This window comes from Stenotrophomonas sp. Steno-Z10-HUANG (genome assembly GCF_056393075.1).
Window position 1 is genome coordinate 81,193 of the sequence record NZ_JBWJPA010000005.1, and the last position, 21,804, is coordinate 102,996.

General features: G+C 71.6%; 15 protein-coding genes. 9 read left to right on the top strand and 6 right to left on the bottom strand.

Going from position 1 to position 21,804, the window contains the following annotated elements; translation table 11 throughout:
- Positions 1-115 precede the first annotated feature (115 nt).
- From AC06E6_RS08695 to gltS, 6 genes are all read left to right on the top strand, one after another.
- Positions 116-1,351 (top strand): amino acid deaminase, encoded by a 1,236-nt coding sequence (locus AC06E6_RS08695; RefSeq protein ID WP_478060985.1) that lies wholly within the window; start codon positions 116-118, stop codon positions 1,349-1,351.
- Between the two features lie 21 nt (positions 1,352-1,372).
- Entirely contained in the window at positions 1,373-2,728 is a 1,356-nt protein-coding gene (locus tag AC06E6_RS08700) for a GntT/GntP/DsdX family permease (RefSeq protein WP_104938088.1), read from the top strand.
- Positions 2,729-2,743: 15 nt separating this feature from the next.
- Positions 2,744-3,607 carry a MurR/RpiR family transcriptional regulator gene (locus AC06E6_RS08705; protein WP_104938087.1) on the top strand — a complete coding sequence of 288 codons (864 nt, stop codon included), beginning with the start codon at positions 2,744-2,746 and terminating at the stop codon, positions 3,605-3,607.
- Between the two features lie 3 nt (positions 3,608-3,610).
- Positions 3,611-5,032, top strand: coding sequence for an N-acyl-D-amino-acid deacylase family protein (locus tag AC06E6_RS08710; RefSeq protein WP_478060987.1), 1,422 nt, complete (start codon positions 3,611-3,613; stop codon positions 5,030-5,032).
- 142 nt (positions 5,033-5,174) lie between these two features.
- Positions 5,175-5,570 carry a RidA family protein gene (locus tag AC06E6_RS08715; protein WP_478060989.1) on the top strand — a complete coding sequence of 132 codons (396 nt, stop codon included), beginning with the start codon at positions 5,175-5,177 and terminating at the stop codon, positions 5,568-5,570.
- A gap of 454 nt (positions 5,571-6,024) precedes the next feature.
- On the top strand, positions 6,025-7,236 hold the full coding sequence (gene gltS / locus AC06E6_RS08720) for a sodium/glutamate symporter (RefSeq protein ID WP_104938084.1): 1,212 nt from the start codon (positions 6,025-6,027) through the stop codon (positions 7,234-7,236).
- A gap of 160 nt (positions 7,237-7,396) precedes the next feature.
- Here gltS and ggt read toward each other — a convergent pair whose 3' ends face one another.
- On the bottom strand, positions 7,397-9,133 hold the full coding sequence (ggt, locus tag AC06E6_RS08725) for a gamma-glutamyltransferase (protein WP_478060991.1): 1,737 nt from the start codon (positions 9,131-9,133) through the stop codon (positions 7,397-7,399).
- Between the two features lie 275 nt (positions 9,134-9,408).
- On the opposite strand from ggt, the gene AC06E6_RS08730 reads away from it, so the two are divergent.
- The 3 genes from AC06E6_RS08730 to AC06E6_RS08740 are packed head-to-tail and all read left to right on the top strand — an operon-like array spanning position 9,409 to position 13,398.
- A complete protein-coding gene (locus tag AC06E6_RS08730) occupies positions 9,409-11,211 on the top strand; it encodes a gamma-glutamyltransferase family protein (RefSeq protein ID WP_478060993.1) in 1,803 nt (600 codons plus the stop codon).
- Positions 11,198-12,436 carry an FAD-dependent oxidoreductase gene (locus AC06E6_RS08735; RefSeq protein WP_427852668.1) on the top strand — a complete coding sequence of 413 codons (1,239 nt, stop codon included), beginning with the start codon at positions 11,198-11,200 and terminating at the stop codon, positions 12,434-12,436. The genes AC06E6_RS08730 and AC06E6_RS08735 overlap by 14 nt, the downstream gene beginning before the upstream one ends.
- A gap of 56 nt (positions 12,437-12,492) precedes the next feature.
- Positions 12,493-13,398: a LysR family transcriptional regulator gene (locus AC06E6_RS08740; RefSeq protein WP_161613244.1), complete on the top strand. Its 906-nt coding sequence runs from the start codon at positions 12,493-12,495 to the stop codon at positions 13,396-13,398.
- A gap of 9 nt (positions 13,399-13,407) precedes the next feature.
- On the opposite strand, the gene alr is transcribed toward AC06E6_RS08740, so the two are convergent.
- From alr to rsgA, 5 genes are all read right to left on the bottom strand, one after another.
- Positions 13,408-14,649, bottom strand: a complete 1,242-nt coding sequence (gene alr, locus AC06E6_RS08745; protein WP_478060995.1) for an alanine racemase — start codon at positions 14,647-14,649, stop codon at positions 13,408-13,410.
- A gap of 46 nt (positions 14,650-14,695) precedes the next feature.
- The gene (locus tag AC06E6_RS08750) at positions 14,696-17,566 is read right to left on the bottom strand and encodes a TonB-dependent receptor domain-containing protein (protein WP_478060997.1); all 2,871 of its coding nucleotides are present in this window, start codon (positions 17,564-17,566) and stop codon (positions 14,696-14,698) included.
- 66 nt (positions 17,567-17,632) lie between these two features.
- Complete coding sequence (locus AC06E6_RS08755; RefSeq protein WP_478060998.1) at positions 17,633-18,745, bottom strand: serine hydrolase domain-containing protein; 1,113 nt, start codon at positions 18,743-18,745, stop codon at positions 17,633-17,635.
- Positions 18,746-19,199: 454 nt separating this feature from the next.
- Positions 19,200-20,453, bottom strand: a complete 1,254-nt coding sequence (locus AC06E6_RS08760) for a flavohemoglobin expression-modulating QEGLA motif protein (protein WP_104938077.1) — start codon at positions 20,451-20,453, stop codon at positions 19,200-19,202.
- Between the two features lie 243 nt (positions 20,454-20,696).
- The gene (rsgA, locus tag AC06E6_RS08765; protein ID WP_478061000.1) at positions 20,697-21,794 is read right to left on the bottom strand and encodes a ribosome small subunit-dependent GTPase A; all 1,098 of its coding nucleotides are present in this window, start codon (positions 21,792-21,794) and stop codon (positions 20,697-20,699) included.
- Positions 21,795-21,804: the final 10 nt, after the last annotated feature.

Here is a 21,804-nt window from a genome sequence, read left to right on the forward strand (position 1 = left end):
AATATTTTTCATTGCGCCGGTTATCTGCTACATAGAACGCTCTCCAGCGGGGAACATGGGGACATCATCAAAGTGATCCGGAATGGATAAAAAACAATTTCAGGACATGCCGGCCATGCTCCGGGGCAAGGGCCTGGGTGGCAACGGAGGCATGCTGCCGGCCACCACGGCCGGGCAACAGGGGTGGTCCATCCTGCACGAGCAGGTGAGCCTGCCCGCCGCGGTCCTGCTGCGTTCGGCGCTGCGGCACAACCTGGAATGGATGCGTCGCTTCGTTGCCGCCTACGGCGTGCAGCTGGCGCCGCACGGCAAGACCACGATGAGCCCGGAACTGTTCCGGCTGCAGCTCGACGCCGGCGCCTGGGGCATCACCGTGGCCACCGCACCGCAGGCACGCGAGGCCTGGCACGCCGGCGCACGCCGCATCCTGATCGCCAACCAGCTGGTCGGCCCGGCCAACATGGCGCTCATCGCCGGCCTGCTGGAAACCGGCGACACCGAGGTGTTCTGCCTGGTCGATTCGGCCGCCAACGCCGACGCATTGGGGCGCTGGTTCGACGCCCGCGGGCTGCGCCTGGACGTGCTGCTGGAAATCGGCATTGCCGGCGGCCGCACCGGTGTGCGCGACGAGGTGCAGGCGCAGGCGGTGGCCGCGGCCGTCGCACGCTGGCCGCGGGCGCTGCGGCTGGCCGGCGTGGAGGTCTACGAAGGCGTGGCCGGCGACGAGGCCGGCGTGCGCGCGGTCCTGCGCCGCAGCGTGGAGACCTTCCAGCGCCTGCGCGACGGCCGTGCCTTCGGCCGCGTGCCGGCGCTGCTGACCGGCGCCGGTTCGGCGTGGTTCGACGTGGTCGCCGAGGAGTTCGCAACGCTGTCCGCCGACGCCGCGGCCGAGATCGTGCTGCGCCCGGGCTGTTACCTCACCCATGACGTCGGCGCCTACCGCCAGGCCGCCGCCCGCATCCAGGCCAGCAACCCGGTCGCGCGACGGATGGGCACGAGCCTGCGCCCGGCGCTGCGGCTGTGGGCCTACGTGCAGTCGCGGCCGGAGCCGGACAAGGCCATCGTCGGGCTGGGCAAGCGCGATGCCGCGTTCGATGCAGGCTTCCCGGTGCCGGCGCTGCATTACCGGCCCGGCGATGCCATGCCCGGCGACGCGGCCGCGCACTGGCAGGTGACGGCGATGATGGACCAGCACGCGTTCCTGCAGGTACGGCCCGACGACGACCTGCGCGTGGGCGACATGCTGTGCTTCGACATCTCCCACCCCTGCCTGACCTTCGACAAGTGGCGCCACCTGTTGGTGGTCGACGACGACCACGTGGTGGTCGATGCCGTCACCACGCAGTTCTGAGCCGGCGCCGGACCGACACGCATGAGCCATGGACACCTGCTGCTGATCTACGCCGTGCTGGCGATCGTCGCGCTGATCGTGCTGATCGCCCGTTACCGGCTCAATCCCTTCATCAGCGTCACCCTGGTCTCGATCGGGCTGGCACTGCTGGCCGGCATGCCGGCGCCGGAAATCCTGCCCGCCTACGAACAGGGCGTTGGCAAGACCCTGGGCCACATCGCGCTGATCGTGGCGCTGGGCACCATGCTCGGCAAGATGATGGCCGAATCCGGCGGCGCCGAGCGCATCGCGCGCACGCTGATCGCGCGCTTCGGGCCCGGCAACGTGCACTGGGCGATGATGCTGATCGCCTTCTGCATCGGCCTGCCGATCTTCTTCGAGGTCGGCTTCGTGCTGCTGATCCCGATCGCGCTCAACGTGGCCCGCCGCACTGGCGTGCCGCTGCTGCTGGTCGGCCTGCCGATGGTGGCCGGGCTGTCGGTGGTGCATGGGCTGGTGCCGCCGCATCCGGCAGCGATGCTGGCCGTGCACGCCTATGGCGCGGACGTGGGCCGCACCGTGTTCTATGCGCTGCTGGTCGGGCTGCCGACCGCGGCGCTGGCCGGGCCGGTGTTCGCCAGGGTGGTGGCGCCGCGGGTGGCGCTGCCGGCGCACAACCCGATGGAGGCCGCGCTGCTGGACGAGGGCCACGGCCGCATTCCCGACGACCAGCTGCCCGGCTTCGGCATCACCCTCGCCACCGTGCTGCTGCCGGTGGTGCTGATGCTGCTGGGCGGCTGGGCCGACCAGATCGCCACGCCGGGCTCGGCGCTCAACCACGGCCTGCGCTTCATCGGCCACTCGGTGGTGGCGCTGCTGCTGGCCACGCTGCTGAGCTTCGTCACCCTGGGACGGATGCGCGGCTTCAACCGCGAGCAGATCCTCAGGTTCTCGCAGGAGTGCCTGGCGCCGACTGCCGCCATCACCCTGCTGGTCGGCGCCGGCGGCGGCCTCAACGGCATCCTGGTGCATACCGGCGTGGCCAGCCAGATCATCGACCTGTCGCGCCAGTTCCAGCTGTCGCCGCTGCTGATGGGCTGGACCATGGCCGCGCTGATGCGCATCGCCACCGGTTCGGCGACGGTGGCGATGACCACCGCCTCGGGCATCGTCGCCCCGATCGCCGCCGCGCTGGGCTACCCGCACCCGGAACTGCTGGTGCTGGCCACCGGCGCCGGCTCGGTGGTGCTGTCGCACGTCAACGACGGCGGCTTCTGGCTGGTCAAGGAATACTTCAACATGTCCGTGGCCCAGACCTTCAAGACCTGGACCGTGCTGGAAACCCTCATCTCCGTCACCGCGCTGGCGCTGGTGGCGGCCCTTGCCGCCGTGCTCTGAACCGAAGAACCCACCATGTTCGACATCGTCTACGAACTGCGCCAACGGCTGCACGAATTCAGCCCGGTCGAGGTCCGCATCGCCAACACCATCCTCGCCGACGTCGATGCCGCCGCCCAGTACGGCGTGACCGAGCTGGCCGAACGCGCCGAGGTCAGCGCCGCGGCGATCTCGCGCTTCGCCAAGACCCTGGGCTGCGAACACGTGCGCGAGCTGCGCGCGCGGCTGGCGTCGGCCAGCGCGGTCGGCAAGCGCTTCCTCGAACAGCAGAACGCGCCGCCGGTATCGGCGCTGTTCGCGCAGATCTGCGACGACATCCAGGCCAGCCTGCGCCACAACCTGGCCAACCTGCAGGAAGAGGTGGTGCAGCAACTGGCCGATGCCATCTGCCAGGCACGGCGCATCCACGTGTTCGGCATCGGCGGCTGTTCCACCGTGTTCTCCCAGGAACTGCAGAACCGGCTGATGCGCTTCGGCCTGCCGATCACCGCCTGCAGCGACGCGGTGGTGATGAAGATGACCGCCGCCATCCTCGGCCCGCAGGACCTGGTGCTGGCGTTGTCGGTCAGCGGCATCACCCCGGAAGTGATCTCGGCGGTGGAGATCGCCCGCACCTACGGCGCGCGGGTCGGCGCCATTACCCGCGCCGGCACTGCGTTGGCGGAACGCAGCGACTGGCTGCTGCCGATCAGCATCGAGGAAACCGATTTCGTGTTCAAACCCTCCGCTTCGCGCTACGCGATGATGCTGGCCATCGACGTGCTCGCCACCACCACCGCGCTCAACGGCGCCAGCGAGAACCACGAGCACCTTCGCCGCATCAAGCTGGCGCTGGACCGCTACCGGGGCGGCGACTCGCGCCTGCCACTGGGCGACTGATCGATGCACGACGTACTGATCCGCAACGCGCTGGTGCTTGATGGCAGCGACTGCCCCGGCGGCCATGCCGACGTCGCGGTACGCGATGGCCACATCGTCGCGGTCGGCACCGTGGACGGCGGTGCCCGCCAGGTGATCGACGCCGGCGGCCGCGCGCTGGCGCCGGGCTTCATCGACGTGCACACCCACGACGACCTGGAAGTGCTGCGCAACCCGGGCATGGCCAGCAAGCTGTCGCAGGGCGTGACCACGGTGGTGGTCGGCAACTGCGGCATCAGCGCCAGCCCGGTGCGCATCCGCGGCGAGGTGCCGGACCCGATGAACCTGCTCGGCGAGGCCGCCGATTTCCGCTTCGCCGATTTCGCCAGCTACCGCCAGGCGGTGGAAGCGGCGTGCCCGGCGGTGAACGTGGCCGCGCTGGTCGGCCATACCGCGTTGCGCCAGAACCACATGGAGCGGCTGGACCGCGCCGCCACCGCCGTGGAGATCGCGGCGATGCGCGCGCAGCTGCGCGCCAGCCTGGCGCAGGGCGCGCTGGGCCTGAGCAGCGGGCTGGCATATGGCTCGGCGTTCCACGCGCCGTCCAGCGAGGTGACCGAACTGGCGCGCGAACTGCCGTCCGGCGGGGTGTACGCCACCCACCTGCGCGACGAGTTCGGCGGCATCCTCGGCGCGCTCGACGAGGCGTTCGATGCGGCGCGTGCGCCACGGGCGGCGGTGCGCGTGTCGCACCTGAAATGCGCCGGCGTGGACAACTGGGGCCGCAGCCGCGAAGTACTGCACCGCCTGGACGCCGCGTCCGCCGACCAGGACGTGGCCTGCGACTGCTACCCGTACGCCGCCAGCGCATCCACCCTCGACCTGAAACAGGTCACCGACGCCTACGACATCCTGATCACCTGGTCCGCGCCGGAACCGGCGCAGGGCGGGCGCCTGCTGGCCGCCATCGCCGCCGACTGGGGGGTGACGCTGGCCGAGGCCGCGGTGCGCCTGCAACCGGCCGGCGCGGTCTACCACTGCATGGACGAGGCAGATGTGCGCCGCATCCTGGCGCATCCGCTGACCATGATCGGCTCGGACGGCCTGCCGCGCGATCCACGCCCGCATCCGCGCCTGTGGGGCACCTTTCCGCGCGTGCTCGGCCACTACGCGCGCGACCAGGCGCTGTTCCCGCTGCATACCGCCGTGCACAAGATGACCGGCCTGCCCGCCGCGCGCTTCGCGCTGGGCGCGCGTGGCCGCATCCACGCCGGCGGCTGCGCCGACCTGGTGCTGTTCGACCCGGCGCGCGTGCGCGACACCGCCAGCTTCCACGATCCGGTGCGCGCGGCCGAAGGTATCGACGCGGTATGGGTCAACGGCAAGCTCGCTTATGACGGCAACGAAGTAATCGCGCGTCCGGGCCAGTTCATCGCGCCGAATTGAGGCCCTTCCCCCGATGGGAGCGGGGTCGGGGTGACGGCGCCGGGCTGCACCGGGCTGCGCCGGAACCCGCCGCCGCGCCTGCGTGGCACCGTCTCCCAGGGCGGGACGGGGACAACATTTCCCTTCAACACAAAGGAATCCCATGAGCGACATCAAGCGTTACGGCGCCGAAGGCGGCATCGGCCAGGGCCGGCAGCACATGCCGTTTTCGCGCGCGGTCGAGGCCGACGGCTGGCTGTACGTGTCCGGCCAGGTCCCGATGCGCGATGGCGAACTGGTCGGCGGCACCGTGACCGAGCAGGCGCATGTGGCCATCGGCAACGTGATGGCGATCCTGGCCGAGGCCGGTTACGGGCCGGAGCACGTGGTGCGCTGTGGCGTCTGGCTGGACGACGCCCGCGATTTCTACGCCTTCAACAGCGTGTTCAAGCACTACTTCGGCGAGCACCCGCCGGCGCGGGCCTGCGTGGAGAACCGCATGGTCGTGGACTGCAAGGTGGAAGTGGACTGCATCGCCTGGAAGCGCCCGCCGCGCTGAGCCCGGGCCCGCCCGGCGCGGCCGCGGCAGCGCCGGGCCATCGCCACCGCGGCAGCCGCGCATAACGCGCGGCTATGCCGCCGCGCGCGTTTGCGACTGGCGCCGGGAGCGGCTCCGCGGCTATTGTGCAGGCAGCCGCCCCGCGCCACGTTTCGTGCTGCGGCGCAGCAGACCGGCCCGCTCGTCATGGAGATCCCCATGCCTGCCTGCTTGCGTCCCTGCCGGCCGCAGCCCTTCCCATCCGCCGCGACTGGCGGAAAAGCCGCCTCCGGGCATCGAACCGTCTGCCATCCGTCATGCGCACGGGCCGGCCCCGCCGGACTGCCCGTGGCTCCGTCCCCTCCCCCGTGCCACGGAGCCCGCCCCCACGCGGCAGTCCTTCCACGGCGGCGCCGGCCCTGCGCCGGACACCGCCCCAGCTCCCTGCACTGGCAGGGCACGAGGTACTGATTCGATGATCCAACTTGATGCCGTACAGACGATCGCCTTCGGCGGCCTGACCCTGTTCGCCGGCTACGCGCTGTGCCGCGCGATCCCAGTGCTGCGCCGCTACAACCTGCCCGAACCGGTCGTCGGCGGCCTGCTGGTGGCGTTGCTGGTGTGGGCCGCGCATGCGCGTGACACCACCCTGTTCGAACTGGACACCAGCCTGAAGGTGCCGCTGATGGTGGCGTTCTTCACCACCCTGGGCATCAACGCCAGCCTGCGCCTGCTGCGGGTCAGCGGGCGCCAGGTGATGATCTTCCTGGTGCTGGCCAGCCTGTTCGCGGTACTGCAGAACCTGGTCGGCATCGGCGTGGCCTGGATGTTCGACCTGCACCCGATGTTCGGCGTGCTCGCCGGCTCGGCCACGCTCACCGGCGGCCCGGCCACCGGCATGGCGTTCGCGCCGCTGTTCGAGGAAGCCGGGCTGCAGGGCGCCGAGACCCTGGCCATCACCGCGGCGATGGCCGGCATCATCTGCGGTGGCGTGATCGGTGGGCCGACCATCACCGTGCTGATGCGCCGGTTCGGCATCAGCGGCCCGGCCGGCAACGGCGCCAGGGCCGATGGCGGCGCCGTGGACGATGAAAGCGTGCACGTGCATTTCCCCAACGAATCGGCGCGCGAGTTCGACGCGCTCAAGAGCATCGTGGTGCTGCTGATGGCGATGTGGCTGGGGGCGTGGGTCAGCCAGGGCTTCGCCGGCCTGGGCCTGACCCTGCCGTCCTACATCGGCGCGATGCTGGTGGGCGCGGTGATCCGCAACATCGACGACTACACCGGGCTGATCCGGCTGTCGGTGCCGACCACCGACCTGATCGGCAACATCTGCCTGGCGCTGTTCCTGGCGGTGGCGCTGATGGACCTGAAGCTGTGGGAACTGGCCGGCATGGGCCTGCCGCTGGTGGTCAACCTGGCCATCCAGGTGGCGCTGGTGGCGCTGTTCGCGATTCCGATCTTCTACGTGATGGGCCGCGACTACGACGCGGCGGTGATGGGCGGCGGCTTCATCGGCTTCATGCTCGGCACCACCGCCAACGCCATGGCGGTGATGCGCCGCCTGGTGCAGCGCTACGGGGTGGCGCCGCGCGCGTTCCTGGTGGCGCCGCTGGTGGGCGCGTTCTTCATCGACTTCGTCAACGCACTGATCATCACCGGCTTCCTCAACTTCTGGCCGCACTAGCCCGGCGCCGAGTTCCCGGCGTTCCGCGCCCCCGTCCCGCGCCGTCAGGGCCGGGGATGCCGTAGATGCGGGGCTTGCCCCGCATGCACACCCGCATGAACACCCGCATGGGCATTGGCGCGCCTCGTGCGGGGCAAGCCCCGCACCTACCGGGTGCCGGTCATTGCGCCGCCGCACCAGCGCCGGGCCGGCGCGGGTCGGCGGCACCCTGCACGCCGCTGTCCTCGTCGACCAGCAGGGTCTGCGTGCTGCCGATGGTCTCGTCGCTTTCGATGCGGTGGCCCAGCCCGCGCAGCAGGCGCAGCGTATCGGGACTGAAACCCGGTTCGATCTGCAGCATGCCGCTGCCCATGTCCTGGTGGATGCGCGGGCGGTGGGCGGCCTCGGCGATGTTCATGCCGAAATCGACCACGTCCACGATCGTCTGCATCACCGTGCCGGGGATGGTGTTGCCGCCCGGGCTGCCGGTGACCAGCCACGCCTTGCCGTCGCGCAGCACCAGGGTCGGCGACATGCTCGAGACCGGGCGGCGCCCGGGCTGCAGCGCGTTGGCGACCGCACGCCCCGGCTCCTTGCGCGCGGCCAGCTGCGCGCGCAGCGAGAAGTTGCCGATCAGGTTGCCGAGCAGGAAGCCGGTGCCTTCGGCCATCACCCCGGCGCCGAAGTCCGAGCCCAGGGTGAAGGTGTTGCTGACCGCGTTGCCGTCGGCGTCGACCACCGAGAAATGCGTGGTCTGCGGGCTTTCATGGGGCAGCGGATCACCCGCCGCCAGCGCGGTGGCATCAAGCACGCGGTCCGGCGAGAACTGCCGCCAGCGCACGTCGGCATAGGCCTTGGACACCAGCCCGGCTACCGGCGCGTTGACGAACGCCGGGTCGCCGGCATGGCGCGCGCGGTCGGCCCAGGCCAGCTTGATCGCCTCGGCCATGGCATGCAGCGCCGCGGCCGAGCCGGCGCCGTGCGCGGCCAGGTCCTCGTGTTCGAGCAGATTGAGCATCTCCAGCACGCTGGCACCGCCGCCGCTGGAAGGCGGCATGCTGACGACCTCGAGGCCGCGGTAAGTGGTGCGCAGCGGCGTGCGTTCGAGCGCGCGGTAGCGGGCCAGGTCATCCGCCGCGATCAGCCCGCCATGGCGCTGCATAGCCGCCACCAGCCGCTGCGCGATCGGCCCGCGGTAGAACGCGTCCTCGCCGTCGCGCGCGATCAGTCGCAGCGACCACGCCAGGTCGGCCTGGCGCAGGCGCTCGCCGGCGCGCAGCGCGCTGCCGTCGGGGTGCAGGAACACGCCGGCGCCGGCGGGACTGCGCGCCAGCCGCTCGCGTCCCCAATCCAGCGCGAACGCTTCGTCGCGGCTGAGCACCACGCCGTTGTCGGCCAGCTCGATCGCCGGCTGCAGCAGCCGCGCCCACGGCAGGCGCCCATGCCGGCGATGCGCCAGCGCCAGCCCGGCCACGGTGCCCGGCACCCCGGCCGCCTTCCAGCCGGCGGTTTCGCCCTCGATCCCGCCGTCGGCGCCGATGAAGCGCTCCAGCGTCGCTGCCGCCGGGGCCATCGAGCGGTAATCGATGGCGACGCTGCGGTTCTCGCCGGCCAGGTGCAGCAACATGTAGCCGTCGCCGCCGATGTTGCCGGCACGCGGCAACAGCACCGCCAGCGCGAATGCGGTGGCCACCGCCGCGTCCACCGCGTTGCCGCCGTCGCGCAGCACCTGTGCGCCGATGTCGCTGGCGCGCTGGTTCTGGCTGACCACCATGCCGCGGTCGCCGTGTTCGGGCTTCTGGATCGCCTGGTAGTTGAGCAGTTCGCGCGCGCCGGCCGGCGGCGCCAGCGCCAGCAGCGCGCCCAGCAGCAGCGCCAGGCAACGGCCAGGGAGGGATACGCGGGGTCGCAGGGTCATGCCAATCTCCGGTTTGCGGTTCGCGGGCGCATTGCCGGCCGTCCGCCCGCGGCAGTGCCGATGGCGGCGGTCGCACTGGCCCATTCCGGAGCATGGCCGGCAGCGGCGCGGCTGTCGCCCACCTTTGATGGCCGACGGTATAGCCCACGCGCATGGAAGCCCGCGGCAACCACCGCGTGGCTGATCGCCGGCCGCGGCATGCCATAGCTGCCGGTTAACGCCTGCACCGCGATTGTGATCCCCGCCGCGCCGGGCCCGACGGTAATCTGCCGGCCATGCAGACGCCCGCCCGCCACACGCCCTCCCCCATGGCCGGTGCGTCCGCCGTCGCACCGCGCCGGCGTCGCCTCGGCGCGCTCCTGCTGCTGTGCCTGGCGGTGGTCGGGTGCGGCACCGCGCCGGACCCACGCGCGCCGGCAACCCCTTCCCCTGCCGCACCGCCCTCGCCCGCCATCGTCGTGGCCGCGCACCCGCTGGCCGCGCGGGCCGGCGCCGCGGTGCTCGAACGCGGCGGCAGCGCGATGGACGCCGCCCTGGCCGTGCAGCTGATGCTGGGACTGGTGGAACCGCAGAGTTCGGGCATCGGCGGCGGCACGGTGCTGCTGGCCTATGACGCCGGCAGCGGCGAGGTCAGCGGCTACATCGGTCGCGAACAGGCGCCGGCCGCGGCCGGTGCCGGCTGGTTCGACGACGCCGACGGGCAACCGCTGGCGCGCAGCGACGCCATGCTCTCCGGCCGCGCCACCGGCGTGCCCGGCACGCTGGCCACGTTCGCGCTGGCGCTGCGCGAACACGGCCGGCTGCCCTGGGCGCGCCTGTTCGACGACACCATCGCCACCGCCGAGCAGGGCTTCACCATCACCGCGCGCCTGCAACGGCACATCGACGGCCGCTTCCCGCAGGCGGCGGCGGAGGACGTGCGGCGGCTGTTCGACGACGGCCACGGCGGACGCCTGCGCGCCGGCGACACCCTGCGCAACCCCGCCTACGCGGCGACGCTGCGCACGCTGGCCGCGGGCGGCGCGCAGGCGTTCTACCACGGCGCGCTGGCGCGGGCGATCGTCGCCCGCACGGCCGACGCGCCGCGTCCGGGGGCCATGACCCTGGATGACCTGGCCGGCTACCGCGCCGAGAAAGTGGCCGCGCTGTGCCGGCCGCTGCGTGGCTACCGGCTGTGCTCGCTGCCGCCGCCGGCCAGTGGCGTCGGCCTGCTGCAGTTGATGGCGCTGCTGGACGGCACCGATATCGACCGCCGCGATGCCGGCGACCCGCAGGCGTGGCTGCTGTTCGCCGAGGCCAGCCGGCTGATGTACGCCGACCGCGACCATTACGTCGGCGATCCGCGCTTCGTCGACGTGCCGGTCGACGGCCTGCTGGCGGCCGGCTACGTGGACGCACGCCGCGCCCTGATCGGCCCCCGGGCCGCGCCGCGGCCACCGCGGCCGGGGGTGCCGGCCGGCGCGCCGGCGATGGCCGGGGACGCCACCGACGAGCCCGGCGGCACCAGCCATTTCGTTGTCGTGGATCACGACGGCAACGCGGTCTCGGTGACCACCACCGTGGAATCGTTCTTCGGCTCCGGGCGCATGGTCGGCGGCTTCTTCCTCAACAACCAGCTCACCGATTTCGCCTGGGACCGCGTCGACGGACGCCCCGGCATGGCCAATGCCATCGCCGCCGGCAAGCGCCCGCGCTCGTCGATGGCACCGCTGCTGATGCTCGACGGCGACGGCCGCCTGGCCGGCGCGCTCGGCTCGCCCGGTGGCCCGGCCATTCCCGCCTACATCGGCAAGACCCTGGTCGGGCTGCTCTACTGGCGCCTGCCGCTGGACCAGGCCGTGGCACTGCCCAACCTGGTCGCGCGCGGCGGACGTTTCGATGGCGAGGCCGGCCGCTTCCCGGCGCCGCTGCGTAGCGCGCTGCGCGAGCACGGCGTGGACATCCGCAGCGGTGCCGGCGAGGATTCCGGCCTGCATGGCGTGTTCCTGCGCGACGGGCGTTGGCAATGGGCCGCCGACCCACGCCGCGACGGCACCGCCGCCTTTCCTGCCCACCGGACCCCCGATGCATCCCGTTGAACTCCGCGGCGAACCCGCACGCGCCGATCTCGTCGTCCTCGGCGCCGGCGTCGTCGGCCTCGCCACCGCCTACGCCGCCGCGCGCCGCGGCCTGTCGGTGCTGCTGCTGGACCGCGCCGACGGCCCGGTGCAGGGCACCTCGTTCGCCAACGGCGCGCAGCTGAGCTACGCCTACACCGACGCCATGGCCGGCCCGTCCACCTGGCGCCAGCTGCCGGCCATGCTGCTGGGGCGCAACGGCCCGTTCCGCACGCGCTGGTCGGCCGACCCCGATTTCTGGCGCTGGGGCCTGGGCTTCCTGCGCCAGGCCGGCAGCGCGCGGCTGCGCGCCAACACCCTGGCGACGCTGGAGCTGGCGCTGGAGTCGCGCGCCGCGCTGCATGCGCTGCTGCAGCGCCACCCGATCGCCTTCGACCACGCCGTCTCCGGCAAGCTGCACGTCTACCACGACGCCGCGGCGCTGCAGGGCGCGGCGCCGATGATCGCGCTCAAGCAGCCGTTCGGGGTCGCGCAACAGCTGCTCGACGCGCGCCAGGCCATTGCCGCCGAACCGGCGCTGGCGGCGATGCCGGGCCTGGCCGGCGCGGTGCATTCACCGCAGGAGGAAGCCGGCGATCCGTTCCGCTTCGGGGTCGGCCTGCTGCAGGTGCTGCAACAGCAGTACGGCCTGCAGGCGCGCTTCGGCATCGATATCCGCCGGGTGGTGCGGCAGGGTGACGGCTGGTGCCTGCAGCCGCATGCCGGGGCGGCGCTGCAGGCGCGGCGGCTGGTGGTGTGCAACGGCATTGATGGCGCGGCGCTGCTGCGGCCGCTGGGCGTGCGCGTGCCGCTGATGGCGATCAAGGGCTATTCGTTCACCGCGCCGTGCGGCCCGCGCGCCCCCACCGCAAGCATCACCGACACCTCGCGCAAGCTGGTGTTCTGCCGCCTGGGCGGGCGCATGCGCGTGGCCGGGCTGGCCGACCTCAACCACTGGGACCCACGCCCCGACCCGGCGCGCATGGCGCAGCTGGTGGCGATGGCGCGCGCCTCGATGCCCGAGGCGGTGGACTACGACAACATCGACAGCCGCTGGGCCGGCCTGCGCCCGGTCACCCCGTGGTCCTCGCCGGAGATCCGCGCCATCGGCGACGGGCTGGTGTGCAACCTCGGCCACGGCATGCTTGGCTGGACCCTGGCGATGGGCAGCGGCGAACGCGCCGTGGCCCTGGCGACGCAGGCATGACGGCGGCGGCGCCGCGCGCGGTCGCCGGCAACCTCCGCATCGACTAGGATCGGGCCATGCGTCTGCGCCAGATTGAAGTCTTCCACGCGGTCTACACCACCGGCTCGATCAGTGCCGCGGCCCGGTCGCTGCACGTTTCCCAGCCGTCGGTCAGCAAGGTCCTGCACCACACCCAGTACCAGCTGGGTTTCGAGCTGTTCAAGCTGGTGCGCGGCCGGCTGGTTGCCACCGACGAGGCGCACGCGCTGTTCGTCGAGGTCAAGGACATCTACGACCGCCTGCTGTCGCTGCAGAAGGCGGTCAGCCACATCCGCGACATCGGCGGCGGGCATATCCGCCTGGCGGTGGTGCCCTCGCTCGGCCAGCACGTGGTGCCGGCGGCGATCACCCACTACCGGCGCCAGCACCCGGAAGTCACGTTCGACGTGCAGACCCTGCACCACGGCGACCTGTTCCAGGCGCTGTACGAGCGCGAATGCGACATCGCCATCGCCTACAACCCGCCGCAGCACCCGCGCATGCAGCGCCGCGTGCTGGGGCACGGGCAGCTGATGCTGCTGTTCGACGCCGCGCAGTGGCCCGACCCGCCGGCGGCGATCCCGCTGCGCTGGCTGCAGGACCGCGACATGGTCGGCCTGGCCAGCAGCGGCCCGATCGGCGACCTGTTCACCAACGAGCTCAAGCGCCAGGGCGTGAGCATGCGCGAGGTCGTGTCCAACCAGACCTATTCACTGGCCGCCGCGCTGACCCGCTGCGGCGCCGGCATGAGCGTGCTGGACGAATTCACCGCCTGCGCCAATGCCGGCGGCAATCTGCTGGCGCGGCCGCTGGAGCCGGCAATCGGCTTCCGCGTCGAGTGCGTGTACCTGGAAGACCGGCCACCGTCCAAGGCCGCCACCGAGTTCGTGCGGCATTTCCAGCGCAGCCTGGCGGAAACCCGCGGCGTGCCGCCCGCAGCGTAGCCGCGCCCCCTAGCGGGCGCGCGGGAACTTCGGGTTCAACGCGCCCCAGACGCTGTACTGGTCGGCCAGGATGACCCCGGTCCAGGCCTCGATTTCGGCCTGGGTGATCTGCTCCCCGCCCTGGCGCCCGAACAGCACCACCTCGTCGCCGGCCTGCACCCCGGGGATGTCGGTCACGTCCACCATGGTGGTGTTCATGGTGACCCTGCCGAGCACCGGTGCGCGGCGGCCACGGACCAGCACGCTGCCCTTGTTGGAATAGGCGCGGCGGTAGCCGTCGGAATAGCCGACCGGCAGGTTGGCCAGCAGCGAATCGCGTTGCAGGGTGAAGGTGCGGTCGTAGCTCACCGTGTCGCCGGCGGGAAACGCCTGCACCGACGCGACCCGGGTCTTGAACGCGGCCACGTGCGCGAACGGCGGCTTCGGCGTGCCGCCGTATCCGTACAGCGCACCGCCCGGGCGCACCATGTCCAGCCGCGATTCGGGCACATGCTGCAGCGCGAACGAATTGGCCGCATGCAGCTGCACGTCGCCGCGCCGCAGCGCGGTGTTGGCGAACAGCCAGTCGGCCTGCTGCTGGAAGGCACGCACGCCCGCCAGCACGTCGTCCGGGTCTTCGCCCGGGAAGTGGGTCATCAGGCCGACCACGCGCAGGCCGTTGCTGCCGACCAGCGCCAGCGCGTCGCTCCGGCCCTGCGCCGTGGCCAGTTCCAGCCCGTTGCGGCTCATGCCGGCCGAGTTCAGGGCCAGGTGCACCGGCAGCGGCCGGCGCCGACGCACGGCCAGCGCCGCCATCGCCTGCGCCACCGCGAGATTGCCCGCCAGTTCCTCGACCCGGTACGGCAGCGCCGCCTCGATCTCATCCGGCGTCGCCGCGCGCACGCGAAGCACGCGGCCTTTGTAGCCGCAGGCGCGCGCCATGCGTGCCTCCTCGGTGCTGGCGATGCCGATGCAGGGCACGCCCGCGGCGATGATGCGCGGCATCACCAGGTCGATGCCGGTGCCGTACGCATCGGCCTTGAGCACCGCGCACAGCTGCGCATCGCCGGCCAGTGCGCGCACGCGCTGCAGGTTGGCATCGAACACGTCCAGGTCGATCTCCAGCCAGGCGTTGGCCGCGGCCAGGCGCGCCGTGCCCGGCACGCCCAGCAGCGGCGCGGCGCGCGCATCGAGCGCCGCGGCCAGTGCCGTGCCCAGGGCCGCGGCGATGAAGCCGCGGCGGCCGCTGCAGGCGATGTCCGTATCGGTCATGGTGAGTCCCGATGCCGCCGGTGGCCCGGCGGCGTGGTTGGCAGGATCAGTCGAAGCGGTACTCGACCTGCAGGTTGAACGAACGCCCGCGCGGATCGGCCACGCGCGGCTCCCAGGCCGCGCCGGAGGCGAAATCGACCTGGTGCGCGGTGAACGGCGGATCGGTGTCGAGCAGGTTGCGCACCGCCAGGGTCAGCCGCGTGTTCTCCATCCCGGTCCAGGTCAGGCTGTAGTTGTAGGTGATGTAGTCATCGACGTCCGGGTTCCAGTTGGCCGGGGTGTAGAAGCCACCCTCGACGCTGACCGGTTCCTCGTCCTTGTAGCCGGAGCGGTAGACCTGGGTGAGCAGGTGCGCCCAGTCGCCGCGGGCCCAGCCGACGCCCAGCGTGTGCTTCCACTTGAGCGGCAGGTTGTAGAAGCGCACGTACTCGCCCACCTTGTTGTCGCCATACGGCTCGTTGGCCAGCGACTTCTCCTTGAAGGCGTCGATGTAGCTGCCGTTGAGGTTGACGTGCCAGCGCCCGCCGGCCAGCTCGCCGCTGAGGTTGGCATCCAGCTCCACGCCGCGGGTCAGGGTGCCGCCGGAGTTGATGTAGCGCTGGTCGATCGCGGTGACCTTGCCGCTGCTGTCGCGGATCCAGTTCTCGGCGAACAGCGCGTAGTTGGCGGTCAGCGTCGCCAGGTTGGGCACGCGGATGGTGTTGGTGCGTTCGATCTCCCACCAGTCCAGGCTCAGGTTGAAGTTGTCGGTCGGCGAGAACACGAAGCCGACGCTCCGCTGCGAGGACTCCTCCGGCTGCAGGTCGGTCTTGCCGCCGGTGATGATCACCGGCTGGATCAGGTCGCAGCCCGGTATCGACGAGTTGACCGAGCCGCTGGGGCAGCTGGCCGGGTCGACCAGGTCGCGGCCGAAATAATCCAGGCGGTTGACGCCGGCGAACAGCTTGGTGAACTCGGGCACCTTGAAGCCGGTGCTGTAGGCGCCGCGGAACGCCAGCGAATCGATCGGCTGCCACTTGAACGAGTACTTCGGGTTGGTGGTGCCGCCGAAGGTGTCGTAGCGGTCGTGGCGCACCGCCACGGTCACGTCGAGGCTGTCGATGATCGGCAGGTACATCTCGGCGTACACCGCGTTGACGTCGCGACGCACCTTGGGCAGGTCGCTGGTCTCGTCGAACGGCGCCTGGTAGATGGTGGTGTAGTTCAACGGCACGCCGTCGAGCACCTGCACGCCGCCGAACTCGAACTCCTCGCGCCGCGCCTCGACGCCGGTGGCCAGCTGCGCCTCGCTGCCCCACAGGCTGAAGCCAAGCCCGCCGCTGAAGCTGGCGTCGGCCGTGGTGACGGTGGACTCGCCGCCGTACAGGTGCACGCCACTGGCCGAGGCGCTCTGCAGCGCGGCCATGGCCGCCTCGCTCTGCTGCTGCCCCGGCATCAGGAACGGGTTGAGCAGGCCGCTGCCGAGCGCGGCGCGCAGGCCGCTGGAGAAGTAGTAGCCGCCGCGCAGGACCGATTCGGCTTTGTTCGAGGCGCGCGACAGGCCGATGTCGTAGTCCCAGCTGCCGAGGCTGCCTTCCAGGCCGGCCAGCAGGCGGTAGGACTTGGTGGTGGTCTCGATCTGGCGCGGCCCGCAGGCCATGCAGCGCCAGCGGTAGGGAATGGGGTTGCCGTAGGTGAGGTTGGCGGTGCCGAAGTACGCGGCCAGCGCGTTGTACACCTTGTCGTAGGTGTCCTTGGTGTTGGGGTTGAGCGGATACCAGGTGCCGGGGCCCATCACCGAGTTGAGCGATGCGCTGGAGGTCAGCTGCAGCGGCTCGTACTCGCGCTCGGACTTCACCCGCGAGCCCATCGCCTCGGCGTAGAAACGGTGGTTGTCGCCGATGCGGAGGGTGGCCCGGCCGAGGAACTGCAGGCTGTCCTGCGGCTGCTGCAGCGCCTGCGCGGCCGGATAGTCCCAGGCGCAGGCGTACTTGGAGCTGCCGCTGTCCCACAGCCGGTAGTCGTAGGGCCCCATCGCCGGGCCGCCGTTCTCGCAGCCGGCGCCGCCGGGCAGGTTGAGGATGTTGACGTAGTTCTGCCTGCTGCCGCCATCGGGGTCGATGAGCGAGCCGTTGATGATGCCGCCGCTGGCGTTGGTCACGGTGGCGAACGGGGTGCCGCGCGTGTCCGGCGACACCCCGCGGTCGGGCTGGAAGCTGTTGGCGAAATCGCGCTGGTGGCTGCGCAGGAACTCGCTGCGCCGCCAGTTGATCGTGCCCCACACGTTCCAGCGGTCGCTGTCCAGGTCGCCGGTGCCGCCCAGCAGGCTATAGTTGTAGATGTCGCCGCCGCCGTGCTGGGTCACGTCGAAGCCGGCGTTGACGGCGATGCCCTGGTAGTCGGTGCGGGTGATGAAGTTGATCACGCCGCCGATGGCGTCGGTGCCGTACATGGCCGAGGCGCCGTCGCGCAGCACTTCCACCCGGTCGATCGCCGCGAACGGGATCGAGTTCAGGTCCACCGCCTGCCCGCGCAGGCCATGGGTGGCGACGCGGCGCCCATTGAGCAGCACCAGCGTGGCGTCGCTGCCCTGCCCGCGCAGGTTGGCACCGGACACGCCGGCGGTGCCGCGCAGCTCGCCCAGGTCCATGTCCACCGACGCCGAGACCATGCCGTCGGCACCGTTGCCGGCGATGTTGAGGAAGGACAACAGCTGCTCGGCCGAGGTGATGCCCTGCGCCTCGATCTCGGCCTTCTGCACGATGGTGACCGGCAGCGCGGCTTCCACGTCCACGCGCTTGATGCGCGAGCCGGTGACGTTGACCTTGTCCAGGGTGGTGGCGGCCGGGGCGGGCTCCTGCGCCATGGCCGGCACGGCCATGGCCGCCAGCAGCGCACTGCACAGGAGTTTCAATCGAGGGTCTGGCTGGCTACGCATGATCTCTCCAGGGGAACGACGGGGACGGACAACCCAGCAGGTACGGCGGCGGAGCGGGCAGCGCGGTCAGGGCCGCGCTGGTGGAATCTCGTCGAGGAACAGTGCGCCGATCGCCTGCGCGGTCGCATACGGCGTCGGGTCGTTGCGGTTGCTCAGCAGCACCACCGTCAGGTGCTGCTGCGGCCAGCGCACCAGGGTGTTGCGGAAGCCGATGCTCTCGCCGTTGTGCCATTGCCGGCCCTCGGCGATACGCCAGCCGAAGCCGTACCAGGTCGCTTCCGGGGTGGTATCCACCTGCACCTGGCGGCCGAGCGCCAGCGCGCGGGTGGCGTCATCGAACAGGCGGCCGTCGTACCAGGCCGCGTCCCAGCGCGCCAGGTCGTCGATGCTCGAATAGATGCCGCCATCGCCGAGCACGGCGCTGTAGCTGTTCTGGTCGGTGCGTTCCCAGCCCTGCGCGGCCTGGCTGTAGCCCCAGGCGCGATGCGGCACGTCGCGGCCACCGGCGACGTAGGCCAGGCTGTCGCGCATGCCCAGCGGGGCGAAGATGCGGGCGTGCAGGAACGTGGGGAAGTCCATCCCCGAGGCGCGCTCGACCACCAGCGCCAGCAGCGCATAGCCGCTGTTGCTGTAGCGGTAGGCGGTGCCCGGCGGGAAGTACAGCCGGTTCTCGCGTTCCAGCAGCGCCAGCACGCCGGCATCGCGGATCTGCCCCTGCCAGGAGGCCCCCATCAGGTCCTCGTAATCGAGTACGCCGGAAGTATGCGCGAGCAGCTGGCGCAGGCTGATGGCGTTGGCCACGGCCGGCAGCGAAGGCAGCCAGCGCTTGACCGGGTCGTCGATGGACAGCGTGCCGTCCTGCGCCAGCAGCAGGATGGCCGCGGCGGTGAACTGCTTGCTCACCGAGGCCAGCCGGTAATTGGTGTCGGTGCCGGCGGCGATGCCGCGCTCCAGGTCGGCACGCCCGTAGCCGCGCCGGACCAGCGCCTTGCCGTCCTTGAGCACCAGCAGCGAGGCGCCGGGAACGTCGCCGTCATACGGCTGCATCAGCTGGTCGATCGCGGCCTGGCGGCTGGCGGCATCGGCCGCGCTTGCCAGCAATGGCAGCGCCAGGCATGCCAGCAACAGCGCCACATGCCACACCACAGGAATCCACCGCGGGCAAAAACGGTTGCGCATGCGTCCCCCGGACGAAGAAGGCAGGAATGATGGGATGCCACCGATGGCGGGCCCGCGGGCCGGCGGACCGGAACCCCGGCATGCCTGCCTTCCGCCTCCCTGCGTCTGCGCCGGTTCCCCCGGTGCGGCCTCCCCGCCGTACCGCCCGTCGCGTCTTCACCTTGGCGCGTGGCAACCCGCAGCGTCAACGCCGGACACATCCCCCGCGGACCGCCTGCGCCCATACCCGCAGGCAACGCCACGGGCCGGTGCCGTGGCCGCCCGCGAGCGCCCCGGTGCCGGCAAAAACACCCGCTGAATCCGCGACTTGGCGATGGCCAGCGCTACCCGCACGACGGCGCCGGCCAGCAGCGCGGCATGCGCGTACGCCACCCCGCCCCATAGCCTGTGGCTGTGGTTCACGCAATCAATGCGAGGGCGAGGCCGTTGCAGTGGCAACCAATATTTGAGCGCGTTATTCGCCGATGCGGTCCATGCGGATGCGGTTGGCGAACAGCGAGAACGCGAGCGTGCCGGCCAGCCGGTTGGCGCGCTGCAGCCACGGCGGCAGCCAGCGCGGCGGCGCCAGCACGCCGCTCTCGAACAACGGCGCCAGCGCCTGCGCGTCGCCCAGCGTCATCTTGCCGGCGAACAGCCAGTGGCAGTAACGCAGCTTCTCGTCGCGCAGCATCTGCCGGAAGAAGGTATGCACCGACACCAGCCCGCGCAGGTACACGGTGTCCTTGGTGAAGGCGCCGCCGCCGCTCACCGGCACCCCGCGGAACACCCGCTGGGCCGAGGCGAAGCTTTCCTCCGCGGCCTGCCCGGCATCACGGAAATAACGGAACACCTCGATGAAATCGGCACCGTCGCGCGCCATCGCGACCGCCTCGATGCGCAGGCTGATGCGCTTGAGCCGCTGGATGTCGATGCTGCCGGTGATCTGCTCGGCGAACGTCGCCAGCCCCTCCTGGGTGGCGGTGACCCGCGGCGACGCCAGCGCCAGGCTCGGCAGCAGCGCCTGCCGGCGCCCGTTGAGCGCGGTCAGCGAATGCACCAACGCCTCGTGGTGGAACAGCTGCGCGCGATCATACACGCTGAAGCAGGCACCGCTGCGCAGCCGGATCTGGGTGGCGCCGGCCGCGGCCTTGGCGATCAGGTCCGGGTCCAGCACCACGTTGATCACGCGCGACTCGAAGAAGCCGTCCAGGTCGTTCTGCAACTGCAGCTGCAGCGCGGTGGCCGACACCGGCACCTGCTCCTCGGGCGCCAGCAGTTCGTGGTCCAGCTCGTTGGCGATCTGGATGAAGTGCCGCGCCGCCTCGCGCACGGTCGGCCCGTGGCCGGGCATCGGCTGTTCCGGGGTACCGAACAGCTGCGCCGACAGCGCATCCACCTCGGGCGTGCCCAGCGCTTCCAGCAGGCGCGCGGCCAGGTCCCAGCTGGCGACCGAATCGCGCAGGTAGCGGCCCAGCGGATGCGCCGGGTCGGCGGCGGTGGCGATCGCCGCCAGTTCGCGCCGCGCCGCGCTGAAATCGTGCCGCGGGTAGACCACCTGCGGCAGCTGTGGCGCGCCGCGGGCCACGCTGTCCAGGAACGGCGCCCGCGTCGATGCCGGCCAGCTGGCCAGGGTCAGCAACCGGATGCCACGTACCGCCGCGACCAGCCGCGCGTCGAGCGCGGCATGGTGGGCGATGGCCGGATCGGAAGGGGCGCGGGACAGGCTCATGCGTACACCATAGCAATCCGCCCGCACCGGGTACTCGGTGGGAAGTGGCAACAGGCGCCGCACCGCCGGCCCGGTACCGGCAGCGGACGACGCCGGCCGCGTGGCACCCGGGCCGGTGGCCGTCACCCGCGCCGGGGCGCCTGCTCCCCGGCCATGCCGGCCGGCTCGGCGCGAAGCGATGATGGTGCATGGCACCGCGGACGGCTTTCCAGCAATACCCCGCTGCCCGCGGCCGCCGTCGCCTCAGCGCCGCTTCGGTTTCCCCGCCGGCCGCCACTGCGCGCCGCGGCCGCTGCTCCTGCGTTCGGTGGCCTGCTCGGCCTGGCGCTGCGCCAGCTTGGCCGCGGCCGCGGCCACTTCCTCGCGCAGCTTGAGGTAGTTGAGCAGGCGGCTTTCGTCGATCTGCCCGCGTTCGATCGCCGCGCGCACCGCGCAGCCGGGCTCGTGCTGGTGCGAACAGTCGCGGAAGCGGCACTGCGTGGTCAGCGCCTCGATGTCGGCGAAGCCGCCTTCGGCCAGGGTTTCCTCGCCGGTGGGTTTGAGTTCGCGCATGCCCGGGGTATCGATCAGGCAGGCGCCGCCGGGCAGCGGCAGCAGCGCGCGGTAGGTGGTGGTGTGGCGGCCGCGCGAATCGCTGTCGCGCACCGCGCCGGTCTTCATCCGGTCCTCACCCAGCAGGGTGTTGGTGAGCGTGGACTTGCCGGCGCCGGAGGAGCCGACCAGCACCACGGTGCGGCCCGGCCCCAGCCACGGCGCCAGCGCGGCGACGCTGGCCGGGTCTTTGCCGTTGATCGCCAGCAGCGGGATCTGCTGCGCGGCCAGGTCCTCCAGCACCGCCAGCGCGTCGGCGCCGTACTCGGTCTGGTCGGCCTTGGTCAGCACCACCACCGGCGCCGCGCCACCACTGCCGGCCAGCATCAGGTAGCGCTCGATCCGGCGCGGATTGAAGTCCGCGTCCAGCCCGCAGACGATGAACACCGTATCGATGTTGGCGGCGATCACCTGCTGGTGGTAGTGCTCGCCGGCCGCGCCGCGCTTGATCGAGGTGCGCCGCGGCAGCAGCGCGACGATGCGCGCGTCCTCCAGCAACACCCAGTCGCCGACCGCCGCGCGCTCGTGGCTGGGGAAGCGCGGGCGCTGCCACTCCGGCAGCGACTCGGCCTTGAGCGCGGCGTCGGGCGCGTCGGCCACCACGTAACCGGAACGGTGCTGCTCGATCACCCGCGCCGGCCGCGCCCGCGGATGTGCGGCGAAGGCGGCCTGCCAGGCCGGGGCTTCGGGTGGGCCCGGCCAGGGCCAGCCGATGGCGCGCAGCGCGCTGAAATCGATGGTGTCGGTCATCGGCCAATTC

Excerpts from the sequence above, each read along its gene's own strand:
- alr (WP_478060995.1), bottom strand. The coding sequence starts at position 14,649 with ATGACCGATACGGACATCGCCTGCAGCGGCCGCCGCGGCTTCATCGCC.
- rsgA (WP_478061000.1), bottom strand. The coding sequence starts at position 21,794 with ATGACCGACACCATCGATTTCAGCGCGCTGCGCGCCATCGGCTGGCCC.
- AC06E6_RS08740 (WP_161613244.1), top strand. The coding sequence starts at position 12,493 with ATGCGTCTGCGCCAGATTGAAGTCTTCCACGCGGTCTACACCACCGGC.
- ggt (WP_478060991.1), bottom strand. The coding sequence starts at position 9,133 with ATGACCCTGCGACCCCGCGTATCCCTCCCTGGCCGTTGCCTGGCGCTG.
- AC06E6_RS08710 (WP_478060987.1), top strand. The coding sequence starts at position 3,611 with ATGCACGACGTACTGATCCGCAACGCGCTGGTGCTTGATGGCAGCGAC.
- AC06E6_RS08760 (WP_104938077.1), bottom strand. The coding sequence starts at position 20,453 with ATGAGCCTGTCCCGCGCCCCTTCCGATCCGGCCATCGCCCACCATGCC.
- gltS (WP_104938084.1), top strand. The coding sequence starts at position 6,025 with ATGATCCAACTTGATGCCGTACAGACGATCGCCTTCGGCGGCCTGACC.
- AC06E6_RS08695 (WP_478060985.1), top strand. The coding sequence starts at position 116 with ATGCTCCGGGGCAAGGGCCTGGGTGGCAACGGAGGCATGCTGCCGGCC.
- AC06E6_RS08715 (WP_478060989.1), top strand. The coding sequence starts at position 5,175 with ATGAGCGACATCAAGCGTTACGGCGCCGAAGGCGGCATCGGCCAGGGC.
- AC06E6_RS08730 (WP_478060993.1), top strand. The coding sequence starts at position 9,409 with ATGCAGACGCCCGCCCGCCACACGCCCTCCCCCATGGCCGGTGCGTCC.
- AC06E6_RS08735 (WP_427852668.1), top strand. The coding sequence starts at position 11,198 with ATGCATCCCGTTGAACTCCGCGGCGAACCCGCACGCGCCGATCTCGTC.
- AC06E6_RS08700 (WP_104938088.1), top strand. The coding sequence starts at position 1,373 with ATGAGCCATGGACACCTGCTGCTGATCTACGCCGTGCTGGCGATCGTC.
- AC06E6_RS08750 (WP_478060997.1), bottom strand. The coding sequence starts at position 17,566 with ATGCGTAGCCAGCCAGACCCTCGATTGAAACTCCTGTGCAGTGCGCTG.
- AC06E6_RS08705 (WP_104938087.1), top strand. The coding sequence starts at position 2,744 with ATGTTCGACATCGTCTACGAACTGCGCCAACGGCTGCACGAATTCAGC.
- AC06E6_RS08755 (WP_478060998.1), bottom strand. The coding sequence starts at position 18,745 with ATGCGCAACCGTTTTTGCCCGCGGTGGATTCCTGTGGTGTGGCATGTG.